The 23,200-nt window shown below is 56.2% G+C and carries 25 protein-coding genes; 14 read left to right on the top strand and 11 right to left on the bottom strand.

Annotated elements, in window-relative coordinates; translation table 11 throughout:
- Positions 1-91 precede the first annotated feature (91 nt).
- The 5 genes from Q1A48_RS04160 to zapE all read right to left on the bottom strand — a co-directional run bounded on the left by Q1A48_RS04160 (position 92) and on the right by zapE (position 5,270).
- The gene (locus tag Q1A48_RS04160) at positions 92-2,293 is read right to left on the bottom strand and encodes a ubiquinol-cytochrome c reductase (RefSeq protein WP_299941594.1); all 2,202 of its coding nucleotides are present in this window, start codon (positions 2,291-2,293) and stop codon (positions 92-94) included.
- Positions 2,290-2,889 carry a ubiquinol-cytochrome c reductase iron-sulfur subunit gene (gene petA / locus Q1A48_RS04155; RefSeq protein WP_299941591.1) on the bottom strand — a complete coding sequence of 200 codons (600 nt, stop codon included), beginning with the start codon at positions 2,887-2,889 and terminating at the stop codon, positions 2,290-2,292. Before petA ends, Q1A48_RS04160 begins: the two co-directional genes overlap by 4 nt.
- Before the next feature lie 298 nt (positions 2,890-3,187).
- Positions 3,188-3,580 carry a 30S ribosomal protein S9 gene (gene rpsI, locus Q1A48_RS04150; RefSeq protein WP_299941588.1) on the bottom strand — a complete coding sequence of 131 codons (393 nt, stop codon included), beginning with the start codon at positions 3,578-3,580 and terminating at the stop codon, positions 3,188-3,190.
- Positions 3,581-3,595: 15 nt separating this feature from the next.
- The gene (gene rplM / locus Q1A48_RS04145) at positions 3,596-4,024 is read right to left on the bottom strand and encodes a 50S ribosomal protein L13 (protein WP_299941585.1); all 429 of its coding nucleotides are present in this window, start codon (positions 4,022-4,024) and stop codon (positions 3,596-3,598) included.
- A gap of 124 nt (positions 4,025-4,148) precedes the next feature.
- Complete coding sequence (zapE, locus tag Q1A48_RS04140) at positions 4,149-5,270, bottom strand: cell division protein ZapE (RefSeq protein ID WP_299941582.1); 1,122 nt, start codon at positions 5,268-5,270, stop codon at positions 4,149-4,151.
- A 342-nt stretch (positions 5,271-5,612) separates the two neighbouring features.
- On the opposite strand from zapE, the gene Q1A48_RS04135 reads away from it, so the two are divergent.
- Positions 5,613-6,053 carry a DUF1043 family protein gene (locus tag Q1A48_RS04135; RefSeq protein WP_299941579.1) on the top strand — a complete coding sequence of 147 codons (441 nt, stop codon included), beginning with the start codon at positions 5,613-5,615 and terminating at the stop codon, positions 6,051-6,053.
- A gap of 90 nt (positions 6,054-6,143) precedes the next feature.
- On the opposite strand, the gene sat is transcribed toward Q1A48_RS04135, so the two are convergent.
- Positions 6,144-7,334 (bottom strand): sulfate adenylyltransferase, encoded by a 1,191-nt coding sequence (gene sat, locus Q1A48_RS04130; protein WP_299941576.1) that lies wholly within the window; start codon positions 7,332-7,334, stop codon positions 6,144-6,146.
- A gap of 299 nt (positions 7,335-7,633) precedes the next feature.
- Here sat and Q1A48_RS04125 point away from each other — a divergent pair, with 299 nt between their 5' ends.
- On the top strand, positions 7,634-8,776 hold the full coding sequence (locus Q1A48_RS04125) for a trypsin-like peptidase domain-containing protein (RefSeq protein WP_299941574.1): 1,143 nt from the start codon (positions 7,634-7,636) through the stop codon (positions 8,774-8,776).
- A gap of 16 nt (positions 8,777-8,792) precedes the next feature.
- Positions 8,793-9,221 (top strand): nuclear transport factor 2 family protein, encoded by a 429-nt coding sequence (locus Q1A48_RS04120; RefSeq protein ID WP_299941572.1) that lies wholly within the window; start codon positions 8,793-8,795, stop codon positions 9,219-9,221.
- A gap of 185 nt (positions 9,222-9,406) precedes the next feature.
- Here Q1A48_RS04120 and hisD read toward each other — a convergent pair whose 3' ends face one another.
- The 5 genes from hisD to Q1A48_RS04095 form a co-directional block, all read right to left on the bottom strand.
- On the bottom strand, positions 9,407-10,729 hold the full coding sequence (gene hisD, locus Q1A48_RS04115) for a histidinol dehydrogenase (RefSeq protein ID WP_299941569.1): 1,323 nt from the start codon (positions 10,727-10,729) through the stop codon (positions 9,407-9,409).
- 16 nt (positions 10,730-10,745) lie between these two features.
- On the bottom strand, positions 10,746-11,387 hold the full coding sequence (hisG, locus tag Q1A48_RS04110; RefSeq protein ID WP_299941567.1) for an ATP phosphoribosyltransferase: 642 nt from the start codon (positions 11,385-11,387) through the stop codon (positions 10,746-10,748).
- A gap of 73 nt (positions 11,388-11,460) precedes the next feature.
- Entirely contained in the window at positions 11,461-12,723 is a 1,263-nt protein-coding gene (gene murA, locus Q1A48_RS04105; RefSeq protein ID WP_299941565.1) for a UDP-N-acetylglucosamine 1-carboxyvinyltransferase, read from the bottom strand.
- 42 nt (positions 12,724-12,765) lie between these two features.
- Positions 12,766-12,999: a BolA/IbaG family iron-sulfur metabolism protein gene (locus tag Q1A48_RS04100; protein WP_299941562.1), complete on the bottom strand. Its 234-nt coding sequence runs from the start codon at positions 12,997-12,999 to the stop codon at positions 12,766-12,768.
- A gap of 86 nt (positions 13,000-13,085) precedes the next feature.
- Complete coding sequence (locus Q1A48_RS04095) at positions 13,086-13,739, bottom strand: phospholipid-binding protein MlaC (protein WP_299941559.1); 654 nt, start codon at positions 13,737-13,739, stop codon at positions 13,086-13,088.
- A gap of 591 nt (positions 13,740-14,330) precedes the next feature.
- On the opposite strand from Q1A48_RS04095, the gene Q1A48_RS04090 reads away from it, so the two are divergent.
- The 11 genes from Q1A48_RS04090 (at position 14,331) to mgtE (ending at position 23,163) form a co-directional block, all read left to right on the top strand.
- Positions 14,331-15,302, top strand: a complete 972-nt coding sequence (locus Q1A48_RS04090; RefSeq protein ID WP_299941557.1) for a KpsF/GutQ family sugar-phosphate isomerase — start codon at positions 14,331-14,333, stop codon at positions 15,300-15,302.
- 50 nt (positions 15,303-15,352) lie between these two features.
- Positions 15,353-15,892 (top strand): HAD-IIIA family hydrolase, encoded by a 540-nt coding sequence (locus Q1A48_RS04085; RefSeq protein ID WP_299941555.1) that lies wholly within the window; start codon positions 15,353-15,355, stop codon positions 15,890-15,892.
- Entirely contained in the window at positions 15,892-16,461 is a 570-nt protein-coding gene (gene lptC, locus Q1A48_RS04080; RefSeq protein WP_299941553.1) for an LPS export ABC transporter periplasmic protein LptC, read from the top strand. Before Q1A48_RS04085 ends, lptC begins: the two co-directional genes overlap by 1 nt.
- The gene (lptA, locus tag Q1A48_RS04075; RefSeq protein WP_299941551.1) at positions 16,448-16,993 is read left to right on the top strand and encodes a lipopolysaccharide transport periplasmic protein LptA; all 546 of its coding nucleotides are present in this window, start codon (positions 16,448-16,450) and stop codon (positions 16,991-16,993) included. The genes lptC and lptA overlap by 14 nt, the downstream gene beginning before the upstream one ends.
- A gap of 96 nt (positions 16,994-17,089) precedes the next feature.
- Positions 17,090-17,815 (top strand): LPS export ABC transporter ATP-binding protein, encoded by a 726-nt coding sequence (lptB, locus tag Q1A48_RS04070; protein ID WP_299941549.1) that lies wholly within the window; start codon positions 17,090-17,092, stop codon positions 17,813-17,815.
- A 153-nt stretch (positions 17,816-17,968) separates the two neighbouring features.
- Positions 17,969-19,429, top strand: coding sequence for an RNA polymerase factor sigma-54 (locus Q1A48_RS04065; RefSeq protein WP_299941547.1), 1,461 nt, complete (start codon positions 17,969-17,971; stop codon positions 19,427-19,429).
- 251 nt (positions 19,430-19,680) lie between these two features.
- Positions 19,681-19,971 carry a ribosome-associated translation inhibitor RaiA gene (gene raiA / locus Q1A48_RS04060; RefSeq protein ID WP_299941544.1) on the top strand — a complete coding sequence of 97 codons (291 nt, stop codon included), beginning with the start codon at positions 19,681-19,683 and terminating at the stop codon, positions 19,969-19,971.
- Positions 19,972-19,974: 3 nt separating this feature from the next.
- Entirely contained in the window at positions 19,975-20,436 is a 462-nt protein-coding gene (gene ptsN, locus Q1A48_RS04055; RefSeq protein WP_299941541.1) for a PTS IIA-like nitrogen regulatory protein PtsN, read from the top strand.
- Between the two features lie 97 nt (positions 20,437-20,533).
- On the top strand, positions 20,534-21,394 hold the full coding sequence (gene rapZ, locus Q1A48_RS04050; protein ID WP_299941538.1) for an RNase adapter RapZ: 861 nt from the start codon (positions 20,534-20,536) through the stop codon (positions 21,392-21,394).
- A 25-nt stretch (positions 21,395-21,419) separates the two neighbouring features.
- Entirely contained in the window at positions 21,420-21,689 is a 270-nt protein-coding gene (locus Q1A48_RS04045) for an HPr family phosphocarrier protein (protein ID WP_299941535.1), read from the top strand.
- Between the two features lie 130 nt (positions 21,690-21,819).
- A complete protein-coding gene (gene mgtE / locus Q1A48_RS04040; protein ID WP_299941745.1) occupies positions 21,820-23,163 on the top strand; it encodes a magnesium transporter in 1,344 nt (447 codons plus the stop codon).
- Positions 23,164-23,200 lie beyond the last annotated feature (37 nt).

The following is a 23,200-nucleotide window of genomic DNA, read 5'->3' as shown; positions in this document are numbered from 1 at the left end:
AAACTTGTCGGCCGGCGAGCGCCGACCTGTATTCAAAAGATAAAGGGCAGCGCAGCGATTCCACTACCCATCAAACAGTAACCGGCGAACCTCAATGCTGCACGTCTTTCCAGTATTCGCGGTTCAGCAACCAGGCAAAGACAAAAAAGACAACAATAAACGCCAGTACATAGAAACCGATACGCTTGCGTTCAAGAGCCATCGGCTCGGCAATGTACTCCATAAAATTCACCAGGTCATACATGGCCCGATCGAACTCTTCCGGGCTCATTGAACCCTTGATTTTGCCCACCTGCAGGCTGCCACAGTCAGCATCCATGATCGGGTTGCCCAACTCATCGCGCACGATCTTGCCGTGGTCGCGCTTTGGCCCGGGTGCGCACTCCTGAAGCCCCTGCAGCTCAAGCAATACGTGGGGCATGGCCACACTGGGGAAAACCTTGTTATTCACCCCGGTAGCACGACTGTCATCCCGGTAGAAACTGCGGAGGTACGTGTAGAGCCATTCCGGGGAGCGGGAGCGGGCTACCAGCGTCAGGTCCGGCGGAGTGGCACCAAACCACTCCTTGGACTCATTCGGACGCATGGCAATCTGCATCAGGCTACCGATCTTATCATTACCCAGGACTAAGTTCTGCATCATCAGCTCAGTGGGGATACCCAGGTCGGTACCCACCCGTTCCCAGCGCGAATAGTCGGCACTGTGGCAACCCATACAATAGTTGACAAAGTATTTGGCACCGCGCTGCAGCGACGGCTTGTCCTGCAGGTCGGTATTGATGTGGTCCAGTTCAATGTTTGACTCGGCGCCCACCGCCTTGATGGGAATAAGAGTCAACAGGCCCACAACGATCAAGCCCATAAACAGGATTGCGAACGTCTTGCCGCCAGAGGGACTGGTGACCCGCTCCGGCTCCGGATACACCTCGTCGCGACTGGCAATCCAGGGCAGGGCAGCGAAAAACAGAGCGAGTAGTACAGTCACAACAGCAACAAAGGTATTCGCACTATAGTTTTCAACGGCCATCCAAAGGAACAGCACACCAAAAACACCACTCACAATCCAGGAACCCATGCCTTTGCGCACCTTGGGATTGGTCCAAACCGGCATGGTCAGGAAAAAGGCAAAATAGAACAGGGTACCCACTTGCGCCAGAAAGTTGCGAGCGGGTGTGGGGGATTTCACACCCAGATAGCCGAGAATAATAAACACGGCAACAAATATCAGCAGCAACGCTTTCGGCAGCCAGCCCTTATAGCGGATGGAGCGCACCGGACTCTTATCCAGCCACGGCAGTACAAACAGGACGGCAATCGCTGCACCCATTGCCACCAAACCGAGGAACTTTGCCGTCAGTGGCCCGATATCCATGGTCACTGCGCGCAGTACAGCGTAGAAAGGGGTAAAGTACCAGACCGGCGCGATATGCGGTGGTGTCTTCAACGGGTTGGCTTCCTCGAAATTGGCGTGCTCAAGAAAGAAGCCCCCCATCTCCGGAAAGAAAAACACTACGGTAACAAAGATAAACAGGAAGACTGCAATGCCCACCAGGTCGTGTACAGAATAATAAGGGTGGAACGGGATACCATCTTTGGGAATACCCTGCTCGTCCTTATTTTTCTTAATCTCTATACCGTCTGGATTATTGGAACCCACTTCGTGCAAGGCAAGGATGTGCAGCACAACCAGCAGTACCAGCACCAGTGGCAGCGCAATCACGTGCAGGGAGAAAAACCGGGTGAGGGTAATACCAGAGATCAGGTAATCGCCCCGGATCCACTCTACCAGACTCTCGCCAATACCGGGTATTGCACCAAACAGGGAGACGATCACCTGGGCGCCCCAGTAGGACATCTGGCCCCAGGGCAATACATAGCCCATAAAAGCCTCGGCCATCAGCACCAGGTAGATACACATCCCGAATATCCACACCAGTTCGCGCGGTGGCTTGTAGGAGCCGTACATCAAACCGCGAAACATATGCAAATACACCACCACAAAAAATGCCGAGGCGCCGGTAGAGTGTAAATAACGAATCAGCCAACCCCAGTCCACATCGCGCATAATGTACTCGACGGAGGCGAAGGCGCCCTCGGCAGAGGGGTTGTAGCTCATGACCAGCCAGATACCGGTCAACAGCTGATTGACCAGCACGATTAAGGAAAAAACCCCAAAGAAGTACCACAGATTAAAGTTTTTGGGCGCGTAGTACTTGCCCATATGCTTGTCCCACGCCTGGTAAATCGGCAGCCGCTGATCCACCCAGTCACCGAAATCTGCCAACCATTTCATGGGGTATCCTCCTGGTCTACGCCGATTACGATGACGTCATCACTCTCATAGAAATACGGTGGTACCACCAGGTTGGTCGGCGCGGGAACAGCCTTATACACGCGACCGGCCATATCGTACTTGGAACCGTGGCAGGGGCAAAAGAAGCCGCCGAGCCACTCGCTGCCGCCGAGATCGGTGGCGCCAACTTCAGGCCGGTAAATGGGGGCGCAGCCCAAATGGGTACACAGACCAACCAATACCAGTAAATGCGGTTTGATGGCGCGGTTTTCCGGATTGACATACGCCGGTTGGATGGATTCTTCTGAGTCCGGGTCGCGCAGCAACGGTACCACTTTCTCCAGGTTCTGCAGTGCCTCGGTGGTTCTGCGCACCACAAAAACCGGCTGGCCACGCCACTCAACAGTGACCATCTGGCCCGGTTCCAGCTTGTTGATATTGTACTTAACCGGAGCACCCGCGGCTTTTGCCTTGGCACTCGGATTCCAGGAGGCGACGAAAGGGACAGCGACCCCAACCACACCCGCACCACCGACAACTGAGGTGGCAGCGGTCAAAAAACGGCGCCGTCCTGCATTTACACCGTCATCACTCATGACCTAATTCTCCCATCACAGCGATCCCGGATACACAGGGGAAGCGCTGGCCCAAACTCAAAAAGTCTTGAAAGCAGTCCCGCTCCGGCACATTGCCCGCGCGAATAAACCCCACAAATCAAGCGGATACAAATCGGCGCAATGTTAAAGAAAATGCCATTTTGATACAAGGCAAAGACCTGGGAGCACCGGAAACCGCGTGGTGAAACTGCGACAAACCGGGCAAAATCCGTCTAGATTCGCGATTCGCGCAAACTGCCGAGCAAAAAAAAGCCCGGCAGGTGCCGGGCCCAAAAAATTAACGCTTGGAGAACTGCGGCTTCTTGCGCGCTTTGCGCAGCCCCACTTTCTTACGCTCTACCTCGCGGGCGTCGCGGGTCACGTAGCCCGCGCTGCGCAGCGGTTGGCGCAGTCCCTCGTCATACTGCATAAGGGCACGGGTGAGGCCGTGGCGAATAGCACCCGCCTGACCAAAGGAGCCGCCGCCTTTTACCGTGACATTGATGTCAAATTTTTCCACCATATCGACCTTTTCCAGCGGCTGGCGCACGATCATGCGAGCCACTTCACGGCCAAAGTATTCATCCAGGGCCCGACCATTCACGGTGATCTTTCCCTCACCGGGTACGACAAACACGCGCGCGGTGGAGGTCTTGCGGCGGCCGGTACCATAGTATTGAGTAGTTGCCATCAGAGTTATTCCCGTTTAGATCGCCAGTTCAACCGGCTGTTGAGCCGCATGAGGATGTACACTGCCGCTGTACACTTTCAACTTTCTGAACATGGCGCGGCCCAACGGGCCCTTCGGCAGCATGCCTTTAACGGCGCTCTGAATAGTGCGCTCAGGGGCTTTCTCGATCAACTTCTCAAAGCTGATGGACTTGAGGCCGCCGGGGTAGCCGGAGTGGCTGTGATAGATCTTGTCTATGGCCTTGTTGCCGGTCACGCGGACCTTTTTGGCATTGATCACGATAATGTAATCGCCAGTATCCACGTGGGGCGTATATTCAGGCTTGTGCTTGCCGCGCAGGCGGTGGGCGATCTCGGCAGAAATACGGCCGAGCGTCTTGTCCGCAGCGTCAACAATGTACCAGTCGCGTTTTACCGCTTCTGGCTTAGCACTGTAAGTCTTCATGTTATAAACACCTGTCTGTGACCCCTGGATTGGGGGCCGTCCCACAAAAGAGCGCGGATAGTACAAAAGGCGTACTGGCTTTTCAAGCCATTTCCAACCTGGGCCGCCGTCCCGCCAGGCCTTATCAGGGCCTGTGCGCGCGCTCCAGGTACTCGCGGGAGCGCATTTCGAGCAGCCGGCTGACCGCCCGTTCAAACTCAAAGCGCAGGTGGTGCCCACCGTATAGCTGCTCAGCCGGCACCTCGGCAGAAACCACCAGCTTGACACACCGATCATAGAGCTCATCGACCAAATGGATAAAACGCCGTGCCTGGGCATCCATACGCGCATCAAACCTAGGGACCGCCGCCAGCAGTATGGTTTGAAACTCCCGTGCCAGTTCTATGTAATCATTCTGGGAGCGGGGACCATCACACAAGTCAGCAAAGTTAAACCAAGCGACATCATCCGCCACTTTCAGGGCTTGGATAGGTCGCCCCTCCACCTGCAGTTGCACATTGCTGCGCACCTCACAGCCATCCACACTCAACTGGGCAAAGCTATAAGCCAGGCTGTCCTCCGCCGCCCTATCCAGGGGCGTGTGGTAGAGTTCCAGTAGCTCCAGCGTGCGCAACCGGTAATCGATGCCGCCGTCCACATTGACCACCTGGGTGTGGCGCTGGAGTAAATCGATGGCCGGCAGAAACCGCGCTCTTTGCAAGCCATCCCTGTAGAGTCCCTCAGGCTCAATATTGGAAGTGGCCACCAGGGTCACACCCCGACTAAACAACGCCTCGAGCAAGCCCGCCAGGAGCATGGCATCGGCAATATCTGACACAAAGAGTTCGTCAAAGCACAACACTTGAACCCGACGGGCAATCTTGTCAGCCACCTTATCCAGCGGATTCTTCTCTCCCGCATACTCTTTTAAATCCCTGTGCACTTGGCGCATAAAGCGATGGAAATGTGTGCGTTGTTTCTGTGCAAATGGCAGAGATTCAAAAAAAGCATCCATCAGATAGGTCTTGCCCCGGCCGACCCCGCCCCAGAAGTAGAGCCCCCTTTCCGGTACCGCTGAATTTCTGCGCAACCGCGACAGCAGACGGGCAATAACACCCCGCTCGGCCCGGGCAACCAAGCGCAGGTACAGATCCTGCAACGCCTGCACCGCTACCTGCTGGGATAGATCCAGGGTAAAATCCGGGCGCTGCAAATCACTTTCATAACGCTCAAGGGGGGAAGCTAATGGCGGTCTGGCAGACAACATAGAGGAAACGATCTTCAACAACGGGTTTATCGGCGCGCACTCTATCAAATACCCGGCAAAGACGCCTAGGTGCCGGCCCCCTGAAGCCGAAATAATGCCGGCTCTGCTTAGCCGGAAATTGGCGATAACCCGGGACTGGTGGCTGACCTTTGTGCCGACATTGGCCAACCAGTTTAATTGTCAGGTGAATAATCACGTATACTGGACCCGTTAACATGGAGTTGGGGGTTGCCCCTGGGAACATCCCCCAAGTCATGGAGCGAAGCACCAGCCCGATGGCGACCGTTTCAATGCCCAACCCGGAGCGACGGTGCCAATAAGGACAAGTTGAGGAGGTAGTAAGTGCACTCTACATCGGTATTAATTCTAGTTGGCATCCTCGGCCTGACGCTGGGTGCCTTTCTGGCATTCCTGATAGTCCGCGGGCGTACCAGTGTTGAGCGTTCCCATGAGCTGGAGCAGCGTCTGCAAGAAGCCAATGACAAGCTCCGAGACTTTCAGCTCCAGGTCAACGAGCACTTTGACCAGACCGCCCAACTGGTCCACAACCTCACTGAAAGCTACAGGGACGTGCACGAATACCTGGCCAATAGCGCCCTGCGCCTCTCCAATCAGGATATCGGACGGCAAATGCTCGAGGCCGGCAGCGGCAAGCTGCAGAATGACGATAGTCAACTGGAGGATATAAAACCACCCCGGGATTGGGCGCCAAAAGAGCCCGGCACCAAAGGGACCCTGGCCGAGGATTACGGCCTGGACAAAGAGGCCCACGCCGGAAGCTGAGCGGCTGCCCCCATGCCTGGAACAGGGACGGAGCGACCCGGACTACAAACAAAAAAGGCGGGGACCAACCCGCCTTTTTTGTTTGCGCCCTTACAGGCTTTGGTAGTATTCCATCAGGATTTTAGCCACTTCCGGGCGGGAGAATTCCGGCGGAGGTGCGATACCGCCCCCGAGCATTTCGCGCACCTTTGTGCCGGACAGGAGAATAAAATCCTCCCTGGAGTGATCCGGTACATCGCGCATCATCACGACTTTATTCAGCTTCTTTGAGTAGGCTGTGTGGTCGGCGCGGAAAATCTCGATCTCCAGGGCGCCTTCAGGGACTTGTTCGTCGAAGATAGCCTGTGCATCAAAGGCCCCGTAGTAGTCACCCACACCAGCGTGATCACGACCGACAATCAAATGGCTGCAGCCACAGTTCTGACGAAATACAGCGTGCAGTACCGCCTCGCGCGGGCCGGCATAGAGCATATCGAAGCCGTAACCGGTCACCATCACCGTATTTGCAGGGAAATATAGCTCTACCATCTTGCGGATAGAGGCATCGCGCACCGGGGCGGGAATATCCCCCGGCTTTAACTGTCCCAGCAGCATGTGGATCAACACACCCTCCGCCCCCACGCCCTCCAGGGCCATTTTGCACAGTTCTTCATGGGCGCGATGCATAGGATTGCGAGTCTGGAAGGCGACAACCCGGCTCCAGCCACGCTCAGTAAATTCATTGCGGATTTCAACCGCTGTGCGAAAAGTATCCGGAAAATCATTCTGGAAATAGCTGAAATTAAGCACCTCAATGGGGCCGGAAACCAGCTTGCGACCCGTTGACTGAAAAGTCGCCACACCGGGATGCTGCTTGTCCAGGGTCCCAAATACCTGTTTGGCCATCACGCCCACTTGCTCGCTGGATAGGGTTTCAATGGCCTCCACATCCATCACCGCCAGCACCGGGTTTCCTTCAACATTCGGGTCGCGCAATGCAATACGGGAGGCCCCTGCAATCGCACTGGTATCCTCCACGAGATTTAAAATGGGCACCGGCCAGAACAAACCATCCACCGTGCGCAGTGTCTCCGCCACACTCAGGGCATCCGCCAGATTCATAAAGCCGTGCAAGGGATTAAAGTAGCCCGCACCCAGCATCACGGCATTGGCGGCAGCGGCAGAACTGACCACGATAGAGGGCAACGACTCCGCCTCGTGCATTAACCGGTGATGCCTCTCACTCTCATAGACAAAGCGCGGCTGCAGCTCAACACTGCCGTGGGGGCGAACAAGGGACATTTTGATCTCCAAAAACAAAAGTTGCCGGTTAATCTTAAATTTTCGACCGGCCATTATACGCATCCATTCAGGCCCACCAATGCCACGCCCATACAAAATGTGCCCGTATACTATGGGATGACAATACTGTGCTGTGGACGAGCCCCCAAGCAGAATGTCAGTGGCACCGCAACTTGCGAATGGCAACCAAGCAGCCGTGTCCCGGCTGCCACAAAACAGCCTCCCCTCGACAGCAACACCCTATTCCCAGCGAATCCTTGTCGAGACGTGTGTATAATCGGCGCAAGGAGGAGTCGAGAGTGTCGCAAAATCGCTTTTTACAGGACTGGGTCCTACCCACGCTGGTAGGCGTTGTCGTAGCAGCCCTGTTACTGGTTGTATTTCCGCAATTGCGCGGCCGTACACCCTCCCCTGCAACGGAAGATTGGCAAGGACCAATATCCTATGCCCGCGCGGTGAATCTCGCCGGCCCCGCGGTCGTCAATATCTATACCCGTACTGCCGTGCCACAGCGGCGGCATCCCCTTTTTAACGATCCCCTGTTCCGCCGGCTGTTCGATAATATGAATGTGCCCCAGCGGGAACGCATGCAATCCAACCTGGGCTCCGGAGTCATCGTCAGCGATACGGGCTATATCCTCACCAATCACCATGTGGTCGATCAGGCTGACGCCATCGTCATCCTGCTGGCAGACGGCAGAGAAGCGCAGGCACGGCTGGTGGGTAGCGATGCAGATTTTGACCTGGCGGTGTTGAAGATCGAACTTACTGACCTCACCTCAATCGCCGTCGGGAAGCCGGAAACCGCTCAGGTGGGGGATGTCGTTCTGGCCATAGGCAATCCCTTTGGGGTTGGCCAGACAGTTACTCAAGGAATCATCAGCGCCAAGGGACGCCACCTGGAAAGCTCTGGCAGGGGGGGATATTTCCAGAACTTCCTGCAAACAGACGCCGCCGTAAACCCTGGCAACTCCGGTGGTGCCCTGGTTGACTCACAGGGACGTCTGCTGGGGATCAATACCTCAATCCTCAACCAGTCCGGCTATTCCGGGGGGATCAGTTTCGCCATCCCCGCCAATATCGCCTTTAAGGTGATGCAGGACATTATTACCTACGGCCGGGTGGTGCCCGGCTGGCTCGGCATAGAGGCCAGTGCTATCAACCCGCAGAGGGCCAGGGAACTCAACCTGAACCCAGCGGCTGGGGTCATGGTCACAGCCATCTACAATGAAGGCCCCGCCCACACTGCAGGACTCAGGCCGGGGGATGTCATTACACATATTGACGGCCTCCCAATCGGCGATGGCAAGCGGGGCGAGGCTACAATGGCAACCTTGCGGCCAGGCGACACGGTCTCCATCACTTTTGTTCGCGACGGTTCCGCACATACCGTGGAAGCAACGGTCTCAGTCAAACCCAAGCCATCCACTGCCACGGATTAACCACTGAGATTTTATTATGCGCGCACTATCCCTGGCCCTGCTTCTGATACTGGCCACCGCCCCGGCCAAAGCTGACGACCAACAGAAACTTGAGCAGCTTCTAACCCACTTTCTCAGTCACGCTGCCAGCGATGCGAAAGTCCACCGCCGCTTTTGGGCCAAAGAGCTGGTCTACACCAGCTCAGCGGGCAAACGATTCGGTAAGCGCCGGCTTATGCAGGGATTGGAAAACCCAACCAGTGATCCGGTATCCGTGCGCTACACCGCCGAGGATATTGATATCCGTTTGTTGGGAGACACCGCCATTGTGGCATTCAGATTGCTGGCCAATGACAGCGCCAGCGAGGAAGTCAGCCACTATTTCAACACCGGAACCTTCGTCAAACGAAAGGGAGAGTGGCGCGCACTTGCCTGGCAAGCCACCAAAATTCCGCGCAAAGACTGAGTCCATCCGGGATCGATGTGAAAACCCCACAGAGGGATCAAAAGCACTGTTGGCCCGGAGACCTCAATAGGTTTGGGCAATGCGGCTCAGGTGCGCAAGCGCTCCGGCAGTAAGATCGATGCCTCACTGTTGCACCAGCCATTCAAAGGCGCCAGCCAATACCCGGCAGGCGGTGAAGGATTGACTCAATTGCCGGGTACATCGCGCTTTACCCGAAACGCAGCGGAGCGCGCATGGGCCTCCAAACCCTCGCCGCGGGCGAGCGTGCCGGCCACACGTCCCAGTTTGTCAGCGCCCTCCGCGGAACAATAAATAATGGAGCTGCGTTTCTGAAAATCATACACCCCCAACGGGGATGAGAAGCGGGCAGTACCGCTGGTCGGCAGCACATGGTTGGGGCCCGCGCAGTAGTCCCCCAGTGCTTCCGCACTATAGCGGCCAAGGAAGATAGCCCCGGCATTGCGTATCTGGGGCAGAAAGCGCTCGGGGTCGGCGACAGAAACCTCGAGGTGCTCCGGGGCTATACGATTTGAAAGCTGTATGGCCTCCTCCAGCGAGCCAACCTGTATCAGGGCCCCCCGTTCGACCAGGGATTTCTGTGCGATCTGCGCCCGCGGCAGATCGGTCAGCAGGCGTTGCAGCGAAGCCGCCACCTTATCGAGGAATTGTGCATCCGGGCACAGCAAAATCGACTGCGACAGTTCATCGTGCTCGGCCTGGGACAGCAGGTCCATGGCAATCCAGTCTGGATCAGTGGCGCCGTCACAGATCACCAGTATCTCCGATGGCCCTGCGATCATATCGATGGCCACACGGCCAAACACTGCGCGCTTGGCGACAGCCACAAAAATATTGCCGGGACCGACAATTTTGTCCACCGCAGCAATGGTCTCGGTTCCATACGCCAGTGCCGCCACCGCCTGGGCACCACCGATGGTATACACCTGATTGACACCGGCAATCGCCGCAGCCGCCAGAACCAGATCGTTCAATTTCCCCTCCGGTGCCGGCACCACCATATTCACACAATCAACGCCGGCAACCTTTGCCGGAATGGCATTCATCAATACTGATGAGGGATAGGAAGCCTTGCCACCGGGGACATAAATCCCCACCCGCGCCATCGGGGTAATCTGCTGCCCCAGCACCGTGCCATCGGCCTCAGTGTAGCGCCAGGATTTTTGCACCTGGTGTTCGTGATAATTCCGCACCCGCCGGGCAGCGACTTCGAGCGCTTCACGCTCCTCCGGGCTGATGCGCTGCAGGGCCGCATCCAGTTCGGCCGATGTCACAACAAAGTCACCTGCCCGAACCAGCTCACGGCGATCAAAGCGGTTGGTGTATTCGATGACGGCGGCATCGCCGCGGCTGTGTACCTGTTGCAGTATCTCCGCAACCGAGGACGCCACCGCATCGCTGGCAACCGCTTCCCAGACAAGCAATTGGTCCAGTTGCGCATCAAAGTTTTTTTCCGCTGTGCTCAACCTGCGAATGCATTTACTTGTCATGGTATCTGAAAAATTTCTATCTCTGGGTGCGGGTGATTGCCATTGCCAGCTTTTCAATCAGGTCGCTGATCGGGTGGTATTTCATTTTCATGGCGGCCTTGTTAACGATAAGGCGGCTGCTGATATGCGCAATGGTCTCTCGCGCTTCGAGGCCGTTGGCCTTAAGAGTGTTGCCACTGTCCACGATATCGACGATTTCATCGGCCAGACCCATCAGCGGGGCCAGCTCCATGGCACCGTACAATTTGATGATATCGACCTGGCGCCCATTGGCGGCGTAATGGCGTTTGGCACTCTCTACAAACTTGGTTGCCACCCGGATTCGGCCATTGGGTAACTCCGTCCCCTTGAGGCCGGCCGTCATCAAGCGGCAGCGGGCGACCCCGAGATCCAGAGGCTCATAGAAGCCATCGGAGCTGTGCTCCAGTAAAGTATCCTTGCCCGCCACCCCCATATCCGCTGCACCATGCTGGACATAGGTGGGTACATCCACACCCCGCAGGAGAAGCAGGCGCACGCCCTCACACTGGGTGGGGAAAGTCAGCTTGCGGCTCTGTGTGAGATCCTCCAAGGGCGCCAGCCCAGCCGAGGTGAGTAGCGGCAGGGTCTCCCGCAGGATTCTGCCCTTGGTTAAGGCGATGGTGATTGGCATGGTCATTGGTATTTCTGCACCGATTTCTCGATTGATCGCCGCCTCCGCAGTACACAGGCTGGCTCTGCTTTATAAGTGCCTAACCGGCCAGGCGGCGGATATTCGCCCCCAATTGCTGTAATTTTTCCTCGATGCACTCATATCCCCGATCGATATGGTAGATGCGATCGACAATGGTCGTCCCCTCGGCAACCATACCCGCTATGACCAGACTCGCCGAGGCGCGCAGGTCAGAGGCCATCACCGGAGCGCCTTTGAGCTTTTCTACCCCGGTGACAATCGCAGTATTGCCCTCCAGGGTAATATCCGCCCCCATGCGGTTCAGCTCGTGTACCTGGATCAGGCGATTTTCAAAGATCGTCTCTACCACCGCACCCTTACCCTCAGCTACGGCATTCATGGCGGTAAACTGCGATTGCATATCTGTGGGAAATGCCGGATAGGGGGCTGTGCGAAAGCTGACCGCTTTCGGACGATTGCCTTTCATATCCAGCTCGATCCAATCCTCCCCACAGCTCAGGTGCGCACCGGCCTCCTCGAACTTGAGCAGTACGGCATCGAGAATATCCGCACGGGTATGCAGCAGGCGCACTTTTCCCCGCGCTGCGGCAGCGGCAGCAAGAAAGGTTCCGGTTTCAATGCGATCCGGCATCACCGTAAAGGTGCAGGGATGCAACTTGAGAACACCGTGGATACGCAAGGTATCGGTGCCCACCCCCTCAATCTGCGCACCCATGGCAATCAGGAATTCCGCCAGATCGACAATTTCGGGTTCCCGTGCAGCGTTGTGCAACACGGTTGTGCCCTCAGCCAGCACGGCGGCCATCAACAGGTTTTCTGTACCGCCGACAGTGACTTTCTCCATCACGATATTGGCGCCTTTCAAACGGCCATGGGAACGCGCACGTATAAAGCCGCCGTCAATGGTGATTTCCGCACCCATGGCCTCCAGGCCCTTGAGGTGGATATCCACAGGACGGCTGCCGATGGCACAGCCCCCCGGGAAGGAAACATTGGCCACACCGTGACGTGCCAGCAGGGGACCCAGCACAAGAATCGACGCGCGCATGGTTTTCACCAACTCGTAGGGCGCTGTCAGATCATTGACCGGACGGGGGTCAATCTCGACCCCCAGCTGTTCATCGACTGTGACATCGCAACCCATACAGCGCAGCAGAGTGATCATGGTGGTGATATCATTCAGGTGCGGCAGATTGCGAATATGTACCGGCCCGTCCGCCAACAGGGCCGCAGCCAAAATAGGCAGTGCAGAATTTTTCGCACCGGAGATTCGCAATGTTCCGGACAGGGGACTGCCGCCCTCTATTAATAACTTGTCCATTCGGTCTCATATTTAGGGCGCCGCCTTTTTTAAAGCGGCAGATTAACGACTGGCTTCTTCCGGAGTCAGGGTCTGCATCTGGACAGCGTGCAGGGTGCCATCGGCAATCTTTTCGCTGAGCGCTGCATATACCAGCTGCTGCTTTTTTAAACGGGTGAGGCCTTCGAAGGCACTGCTCACCACGGTCACCACAAGGTGACTACCTTCAAAGGCGACATTCACAGCACTCTCAGGGATATGCCCCTCAATCAGGGCTTTGATTTCATCAGGTTGCATAGGCGGATTTGAGTTGAAGTAAAAACGGTACGCAAGTGTACTTGATTCACGCAGGACACGCAGCAGAGCGCGCCGATGTCCGCCAATTAGCTCACTTGATCGGCAACCTCCTGCGCTGCGGACCAACTGGAAATCACCTTGTCGATATCGCCATGGGTCCGCATTGACTGGGCAAACTGACTGCGGAAGGTTTTGCCCAGATTGACCCCGTTGAGAATGACATTGATCAGCTTCCACTGCCCGGCGCGATTGCGCACCAGGGTATAAGACACCTTGGTAATCCCCTCTTTACTGCGCACCTCCTGCAGGACATTGACCCGGTTTCTGGTGGGAACTGTTCCCGGATTCACCACTTTCACATCCAGATCGCCAAAATTCGCCACTCCACGGGCAAATGTTGCCACCAGATCCCGACGGAACGTACTGGTAAAACGTGAGCGTTGGCTCGCCGTAGCCTGTTTGGCATAGCGCCCCATAACACCGATCGCAATAAAATCAAAATCCACAATTGGTATCAGTACATTCTCTACCGCGTTGTAATACCGCTGTGGGTCACTATTGGCATATGGCGCATTCGAGCGAATCACATTCAACAATTTTTGGGATACCCCTTCGATCACCACGTAGGGGTTTTGAGCGGCATTCGCTGCGGGGCTCAGCGCAGCTACCAAGAGTGCGCAGAGCACATACTTCAGCCACTGTGACAAACCACGTCGCTCAATCCAAAATGATGTGTTCACAAAGAGTCTCCCGTTATCCAATTTTTCCTTGGACGTAAACAGCGTAAATAAGTGCCATATCGATATTGCCGTCCGGTGCCTCAGAAGAAGCGCTTTGACGTTCGTCCATTGAATGACAATGCTGACAGCAGCGGCGGCAGACTATACCATGGCCGCGCCTGAAGGTGTGGGGGGTGTACTGGAATGTCATTTGACCACCCCTCCCGGTTGTCTGGCCGGTTTCCGTGCCAGAAACCCGCTAATAATATAGATTAGCACGACAACAGAAGAGCAGGAGAGAGAAAGCCGGCCAGCTGGGAAGCGGTATCCAAAAACCGCACGATGCCGGTAGCAAAGACTGATAGGGCGATCACAAGATGGTCACTATACAATCTGACAGTCCAACAGGTCTTCCACGATCGATTGGATCGCCACTTTTTGAAAGCTGTCGCAGCTAGGGGTGATGCAAGTATTTCCGGAGTTTTCACAGGCCCCGGAGCAGTGGCGACACTTTCCTGTACTGCATCGTTTCCGCAGCCTGCCTGGCTGAGGGATTACTATTTGTACAGGCCTTGCGTAAGTAGGTAGACGTTAAGTAACCAGAGGCATTCGATGACCCAGGATCTAATATTGCAGGCAGGACGCCGCACCGTTCGCATGGAAACAGAGGCTGTAGCCGGACTGGAAAAAAGAATCAATGGCGACTTCCAACGCGCCTGCGAGATGATCTTGCAGTGCCCGGGCCGCACCATCGTGACTGGCATGGGGAAATCCGGGCATATTGGCCGCAAGATGGCCGCAACCCTGGCCAGCACGGGTACGCCGAGTTTTTTCGTACACCCGGGCGAGGCCAGCCACGGGGACCTGGGAATGATTACCCGCGACGACCTGGTAGTCGCAATTTCCAACTCGGGCTCCTCGACAGAAGTGCTCACCCTGCTGCCGCTGCTGAAGCGGCTTGGCATCCCGATGATCAGCATGACTGGCAAGACCGACTCGCCCCTGGCACATGCTGCCGAGGTCAATCTGGATATCTCAGTACAAACAGAGGCCTGCCCACTCAACCTGGCCCCAACGTCCTCTACAACCGTCACCCTCGTGATGGGTGATGCATTGGCAGTGGCCCTGCTTGAGGCCAGGGGGTTTACCGCCGAGGACTTTGCTTTTTCCCACCCTGGCGGAGCCTTGGGGCGACGCCTGCTACTCAAGGTTGAGGATGTGATGCACGCCGGGGAAGAACTGCCCCGAGTGCATCCGGAAACCTTGTTGTCCAGGGCTCTCCTGGAAATGACCAGTAAGGGTTTTGGCATGACTACGGTTGTCGACCACTGTGGGGAATTACTGGGTGTATTTACCGATGGCGACCTGCGCCGCGTAATCGATCAGAAAGTGGCACTTGACAAGGCGACCATGGCGCAAGTGATGAGCCGACGACCGAAGACAGTTTCCGCCGAAACCCTGGCCGCGGAAGCGCTGCGCATTATGGAGGATTACAAAATCACCGCTCTCGTTGTGGAAGATGCAGCACATTTTCCGACCGGCGTATTACATATGCACGATATACTGCGCGCCGGCGTCATCTGAGATACACACATGTGCACGGAGCGGAAAAATAACCTACAAGGAATATTCCGGTGACCCCAGAAGAACGATTAAATAACGCACTGAAAAGCATTCGCTGGCTGGTAATGGATGTGGACGGCGTCCTTACCGACGGCAAACTCTACTTCGACAACAGCGGTAATGAACTCAAAACCTTCAACTCCCTGGATGGACACGGTATAAAAATGCTGCAAAAATCCGGTGTGCATGTGGCCATTGTTACCGGCCGACGCAGCAGTGTGGTGGAGCGCCGCGCCCACGACCTTGGCGTCAGCAAATTGATCCAGGGTCGCGAGGACAAATTTGATGCCCTACAGGAGCTTTTGGCCGATGCGCCCTGCCGGCTTGAGGATATCGCCTATATCGGCGACGACTATCCCGATCTTCTGGTCATGACGCGCGTTGGCTGCCCTATTGCCCCCCCCAATGCTGCTCAACTGGTGCGCGAGCACGCCCTCTGGATCACGGATGCCCGCGGCGGTGAGGGAGCGGTGCGCGAAGCCTGTGATCGCATCATGCAGGCTCAGGGTACATTTGCTGCGGCGCTTGCCCCCTACCTTGGAGAAAAGTGATGCGCCGCACCTGGCTGCCATTGCTTCTGGTGATACTGCTGATCAGTGCGGGGCTCTGGTTCTCTGAAAGCCCGCCAGAGCAGTTGCTGGGCATTCGTCCCACGCCCCAGCAGCAGGACCGTGCCGCCGAGCTCATTATTCGCGATGCCAAGACCCGGCACTTTGATCAAGAGGGAAACCTGGCCTACCGGGTGAATGCTCAGCAGATTACCTACTACCAGTTCAAACGCCGTGACCGGGCCGACCTGACCGAGCCGCGCCTGCTCTTTTACCAGGATGACCAGCCAAAGTGGCGCACCGAATCTCGGCGGGGTACAGCTTACAATCGCGGTGAACGGGTAGTCCTAGACGGAGAAGTGGTCATTGATGAACTACCCGCCCCAGGTGGTATCAAACTGGAAACACCCAGTATGACCATCCTGCCAGACAGGGAGTTCGCCGAAACCGACAAAGTTGTTAGTATCACCTCCGGCCCCAACCGCACTACCGGCAAGGGCATGCGCGCTTATCTGAATGAAGACCGGGTGGAAATCCTATCCGATGTTAAGAGCAGCTATGACACCAACTAATCTATTTCGTCACCTGTACAAGATTTCCACCGCTGCGACCCTGATATTCCTCACCGCAGTGGTCTATGCATTACCCGAGGACCGTGAGCAGCGCGTCAATATTAAATCCGACGCGATGAATGCCGCTTTGAGTAGCAACCTGGTCGTTTACAGCGATAACGTCATCATTACCCAAGGCTCCCTACAAATACGTGCAGATCGTGTCGAGGTCTACTTCACCCCCGACAAAGAGGTCCGACGCGTCATCGCTGAGGGAAAGCCCGCTCACTTCGAACAAAAGATCCTCGAAGGGGAAAACCCCGTCAAGGCGCGTGCCCGGCGCATTGAATATTCTGTCAGCTCGGAAGAGCTTTATCTTACCGGCGAGGCCCTTGTAGACCGGGATGGCAATACTCTGGCAGCCGAAAAGATCAACTATGACCTCACCACCGAGCAAATGAGCGCCCGGGGGCAGACCGGCAAGGGCCGCGTGGAGATGATCTGGAAGCCGGAAAAGAAAGAGAGCCCCGACAACGGGAGGAGAGGCCAATAGATCCCGACCCGGGCCTGGATACAGCACCAAATAACTGCCAAACCTTTATCGGAGGGCACTTTGTGCCTACGGCAAGGAAAGATTTCGGAACACACTATGCCAACGCTCAAAGCGTTACACCTCGCCAAGCAGTACAAGAAAAGAAAAGTCGTTCAGGATGTCTCCATCAGCGTCACCAATGGCCAGATAGTCGGCCTTCTGGGCCCCAATGGTGCCGGGAAAACCACCTGCTTTTACATGATCGCCGGCCTGGTCCGGGCTGATACCGGGCGGGTATTAATCGATGATGAAGACATCACCGGCCTCCCCATGCACGGTCGTGCACGCAAAGGGATCGGCTATCTGCCCCAGGAGGCCTCGGTATTCCGCCGCCTGTCAGTGCGCGACAATATTCTCGCCATCTTTGAGACCCGCAAGGACCTGCCCCGCTCTGAACGCCAGCGGCAGGCCCAGGCACTGCTCAAAGAGTTCAATATTGCCCATATCGAGCACAGCCTGGGTATGGCCCTATCCGGGGGGGAACGCCGCCGGGTGGAGATCGCCCGGGCACTCGCCACAAACCCCAGGTTCGTCTTGCTGGACGAACCCTTCGCCGGGGTGGACCCGATCTCGGTCAACGATATCAAAGACATTGTTCGCCACCTGCGCGATAGGGGCATCGGTGTACTGATCACCGACCACAATGTGCGCGAAACCCTCGATATCTGTGAAACCGCCTATATCGTCAGTGAAGGCCATATTATCGCCGCCGGCACCCCGGACGAGGTACTCGTCAACCAGCAGGTACGTGAGGTCTATTTGGGACACGAATTCACCATCTAGAGAAAAGCTGCCACTTTTACGATCAAATCCCGCGTATGGCAGGATTTATAGGCACGCTTATTGCTTGTGTTATCCTGGGAAGCGGGGTAGTCTGCGCCATTTCGGGTAACTTTTGCTGAATACCGGCCACCTCGGTTTGTAGCGCCCCCAAATATGAAGCAGTCTCTTCAGCTTAAACTCGGCACCCAGTTAACCATGACCCCGCAGTTGCAGCAGGCAATACGCCTATTGCAACTGTCGACCCTGGACCTGCAACAGGAAATCCAGGCCGCTCTGGACGGCAATCCGATGCTGGAGGTCGAGACTGACGAAGTCCTTTCAACAGCCAACGTCGCAGAAAGTAACACCCAACAGGAGCGAACAGCTGACTCAGAGAGCGCAATCGCCCCCTCCAGTGGTGAGCACGAAATCGGTGAAGACAACTGGAGCCAGAATATTCCCGACGAGTTACCACTGGACTCCCGCTGGGATGACATCTACGGCAACTACAGCAGTGGCGTCGACGGTGACAAAGTAGATATTGAGCACAATGCCGCAGGAAGCAGTTTACAGGATCATCTGCACTGGCAGCTCAACCTCACCACACTATCCCGGCACGACAAGCTAATTGGCGAAAACCTGATTGATGCGATCAAGCCCTGCGGACTGCTGGGCACTTCCATTGCACAGATCACAGCCTCACTCCATGCTGATGAGGACGAGGTCCTCGCCGTGCTCAAAGCGATCCAACAGTTTGAGCCCACTGGCTGCGGCGCGCGCAACCTGCAGGAATGCCTGCTGCTGCAGTTGCAGCATTTTCCAGCCGCTACGCCCTGGCTTCAAAAGGCCAAGGACATTATCGAACGCCATCTCGAGCTGCTCGGCAAACGGGACTTCCGCCAACTGAGCCGGCGCACAAACCTCAGTGAAGCCCAGTTGGGCGCGGTGATTCGCCTGATCCAAACCCTAAACCCCACCCCCGGGGAGCGCTATGGCAGAGAGGAGACCGCCTATGTCATTCCCGACATCCTTGTTACCCGCAAAGGGCCGCGCTGGCAGGTCGACTTGAATGGGGAGATCACCCCGAAAATCCGTATTAACAATCACTATGCCGCCCTGGTCAGACGTGCAGACAATTCCACAGAAAACAGCTTCCTGCGCGACCATCTCCAGGAGGCGCGCTGGTTTTTGAAGAGCCTGCAGAGCCGACATGAGACCCTGCTTAAGGTGGCGACCTGTATTGTTGAGAAACAGCAGGCATTTCTCAAAGAAGGCCCCGAGGCCATGAGGCCGATGGTACTGGCAGATATTGCCAAAGCCATCGGCATGCATGAATCCACCATCTCCAGAGTCACCACGCAGAAGTACATGCTGACTCCCCGAGGTGTATTCGAGCTCAAATACTTTTTCTCCAGCCATGTCAGCACCGATTCCGGCGAGGACGCCTCGTCAACAGCCATTCGTGCATTGATTCGCAAACTGATCGACACGGAAACCCCACGCAAGCCCCTTTCCGACAATAAAATCGCCCAGGAACTCGATAAGCAGGGAATCAAAGTAGCACGCCGAACGGTAGCAAAATACCGGGAGTCCATGGGAATCCCCTCTTCCAGTGAGCGCAAACGCCTGACCTGACCTGCCACCACCCACTCTTAACGGCAATGCTGCCCATTGCCGGACCAACCACAATGCCAAACCCGCCCCGACTGTTTATTTGACTTAAGCTTCCTATGCAGTCATAAACTGATTGGCGTCCTGTCTGTTCAATCCCCAACCGAAATCCAAACTTTGAGTGTATCCTTCCATTCTGGCCCACTTCCTAGTAGGGTTGCGGCCCGAAAGATAGCCGCATGCCGGTAGGCGATGCGCCCGGTAAGGAGAAATCCATGCAGATCAACATTAGTGGTCACCACGTAGATATCACCCCGCCCATGCGCAGCTACTGTGAAAACAAACTGGAAAAGCTGTCCCGGCACTACGGCAAGGTAACTAACGCCCAAGTTATCCTATCCGTTGAAAAACTGATTCAGAAAGCTGAAGCCCGGGTACATATCAATGGTCATGATCTCTGCGCCAGCTCAGAGGATAGCGACATGTACGCGGCCATTGATGCACTCACGGACAAACTGGACCGCCAACTCAAAAAGCACAAAGAGAAGTTGCAAAACCACCGCTGAATTATGACACTCGAAGCATTACTTTCACCCCGCCTCAGCCTTTGCCATCTGGCCGGGAGCAGCAAAAAGAAGTTACTGCTCAATATTGCCCAGGCGATCGCCGAACAATATCCACAACATGACGCCGATACCATCTTCAATCAGCTGATTGCCCGCGAGCGCCTGGGCTCCACCGGTATCGGGGATGGTGTCGCCATACCACACTGTCGCCTGCCTGGTTGCAGACATTCCATTGGGGTACTCTGCACCGTCAAGCCTGCAGTAGATTTTGACGCTACAGATCGCCAATCCGTGGATTTACTGTTTGCCCTGCTGGTCCCCGAGGATGCAGAGCAACAACACCTTGAGACTCTCGCGGAAATCGCCGCTCTGTTTTCCGACAATCTGGTGAGGGATAAGTTAAGGCAGGCGAAAACCAACGATGAACTCTATGCGCTGGCCATAGATAGCGCCGCCGCCGCCTGAACTGAACGCTAAACTTCAGCGCAAGTAACCCATTCATCGGCGAAGCAATGATTCCGGTTTACAACCTCAGTGTGTCGACCTCATAAAGGGATACCCTATGCGCCTGGTGATTATCAGTGGCCGCTCCGGCTCCGGTAAAAGCTCCGCTCTTCAGTTGCTGGAGGATGTGGGATTTAACTGTATCGATAACCTGCCAGCCAGCCTGCTTCCCGAGCTGGTCAAATGGGCAGGGGGCCAGCCGCCACAGGAAAATACCCGTTTGGGCCTGGGTATTGATGCCCGCAACCTGTGGCAGGATATCAAACAGGCGCCTCAGGTGATTGAATCCCTGCGTGCAAATGAAGTGCAGTGCGATGTGATCTATTTGGATGCGCGCGAGCCGATACTGGTGCAACGTTTCAGTGAAACCCGTCGCAAACATCCCCTTAGTAATAACTGCACCCATCTGCTCGAAGCGCTCAATCAGGAGAGGGAACTGCTCTCCCCCATCGCAGCCATGGCAGATATAGTGATCGACACAAGCAGCCTCAGCCTGCACGACCTGCGTGAATTGATAAAAAACCGCGTGGTGGGTAAACAGTCTGAGGGCATGGCCATCCTCTTCCAGTCATTTGGCTTCAAATACGGGGTACCGGTGGACGCGGATCTGGTATTCGACCTGCGCTGTCTGCCCAACCCCTATTGGGAGCCTGCCCTGAGAGAGAAAACCGGCCGGGACCCTGAGGTGATACAGTTTCTGCGCGCCCACCCAGAAACCGATAAGATGGAGGCCGATATCACCCGATTCTTGAAGCAATGGCTGCCTTCCTACCAGAAAAGCAATCGTAGCTACACCTGTATCTCCATTGGCTGTACCGGCGGACGCCACCGCTCTGTGTATATGGTGGAACAATTGGCCAAAACCTTTTCACCGCAGTTCGACAGCTTGCAGATCCGCCATCGCGAGCAGCGGAGATAGCCACCTCAGTGCGCGAAAGCCCCCTATGCAAAAACAGCACCTCACCATTATCAACAAGCTTGGCTTGCACGCTCGCGCAGCCAGTAAACTCGCACAGGCTTCAGCGCGCTTTTCCTCCGATATCAAGATGCACTGCCAGGGCAAATCCGTCAATGCCAAAAGTGTGATGGCGCTGATGCTGCTGGCAGCGGGCAAGGGTACCGAGTTGGAACTGGAAATTAACGGCCCCGATGAAGATGAAGCGCTCAGCGCCATCTGCACTCTGATATCGGACCGCTTTGGCGAAGCCGAGTAGACTGCAAAGGCAGGTGGCTGGCTTGAGTCCCTCGAAGCACATAAAATCGCCACAACTTTATCGCGGCGGCTGCCGCCTTCCCAACCCACCGCAGTAAGGATTCGTTGTGCCCAGCCCACCCCAAGCCGAAATCAAGTTTCGTGCCCAAAACCAGCTAAGCACGCTGTTTACCGCGCTCGATAGCGGCACAGGGCAGGAAGTACAGCGCATGCTCAAAACTCTGACACCCCAGAGCATCGCACAACTGCTGGAGAGTTCTCCCCCCCGCATCCGCCAGGTTCTGTGGGGCCTTATCGACCGGGATATCGAAGGTGAGGTGCTGCAGGAGCTCAGCGACGAGGTGCGCAGCCAAATCCTTAACACCATGGATACCGAGGAGATGGTGGAGATCATGGAGGGGCTGGACGCGGACGATATCGCCGACATCCTCCAGCAACTTCCCGAGCGCATCGTCGCAGAAGTACTCTCATCCATGAGCGAGACAGACCGCCTGCGGGTGGAGAGTGTGCTCGCCTACGATGAGAATACCGCCGGTGGCCTGATGGACACCAATACCATTTCCGTGCGCCCCAACCTGAGTCTGGATGTCGTCCTGCGCTACCTGCGCCGCCACGAACAACTGCCGGAATCCACGGACAGCCTGTTCGTGGTAAACCGCAAAGGGGAATATATCGGTCTGCTGCCCCTGTCAAAACTGCTTACTACAGACCCTTCAGTCACGGTGCGCGAGGTGGTCAATACCGATGTGGAACCCATCCCCGCGGACATGCCCGATACCGAAGTGGCCCGGCTGTTTGAGAAATACGACTGGATCACGGCCCCGGTGGTAGATGAAGAGAACCGCCTGCTGGGGCGCATCACCATTGACGACGTGGTGGATGTGATTCGCGAGGACGCCGATCACTCGCTGATGAGTCTCGCCGGCCTGGATGAGGAGGAGGACACCTTTGCCCCCGTACGACGCACCGCGCGCAGGCGCGCCCTGTGGCTGGGTATCAATCTGCTGACCGCCCTTCTCGCCTCCTGGGTGATCAGCCTGTTTCAGAATACCCTGGAGAAGGTGGTGGCCCTGGCTGTACTGATGCCCATTGTCGCCAGCATGGGCGGCGTGGCCGGCAGCCAGACACTCACCGTGGTTATCCGGGGCATGGCACTTGGGCAAATCGGTAAAAGCAATCTGAACTGGCTGCTCTCCCGGGAATTGGGTTCGGCCGCCCTGAATGCCCTGCTCTGGTCTCTGGTCATTGGACTGATTGCGGCCCTGTGGTTTGGCGACATACACATCGCCCTGATCCTTGTCGCAGCAATGGTCATCAATCTGATCACAGCGGCCCTGGCTGGAGCCATACTTCCGGTAGTATTGCGCGTCATACACATTGATCCCGCCCTGGCTGGCGGCGTGGCCCTGACAACTGTGACAGACGTTGTGGGTTTTATGTCCTTTCTCGGGCTCGCCACCTGGTACTTTGGCTAAATGAACATACACCGCCACAGGCTAAGCAGAGCCGGGA

Source organism: uncultured Microbulbifer sp. (assembly GCF_947489355.1).
In the GTDB taxonomy this organism is placed as follows: domain Bacteria; phylum Pseudomonadota; class Gammaproteobacteria; order Pseudomonadales; family Cellvibrionaceae; genus Microbulbifer.
Note: the sequence above shows the minus strand (reverse complement) of the source record. Positions and strands in the feature narration are given on the sequence as shown.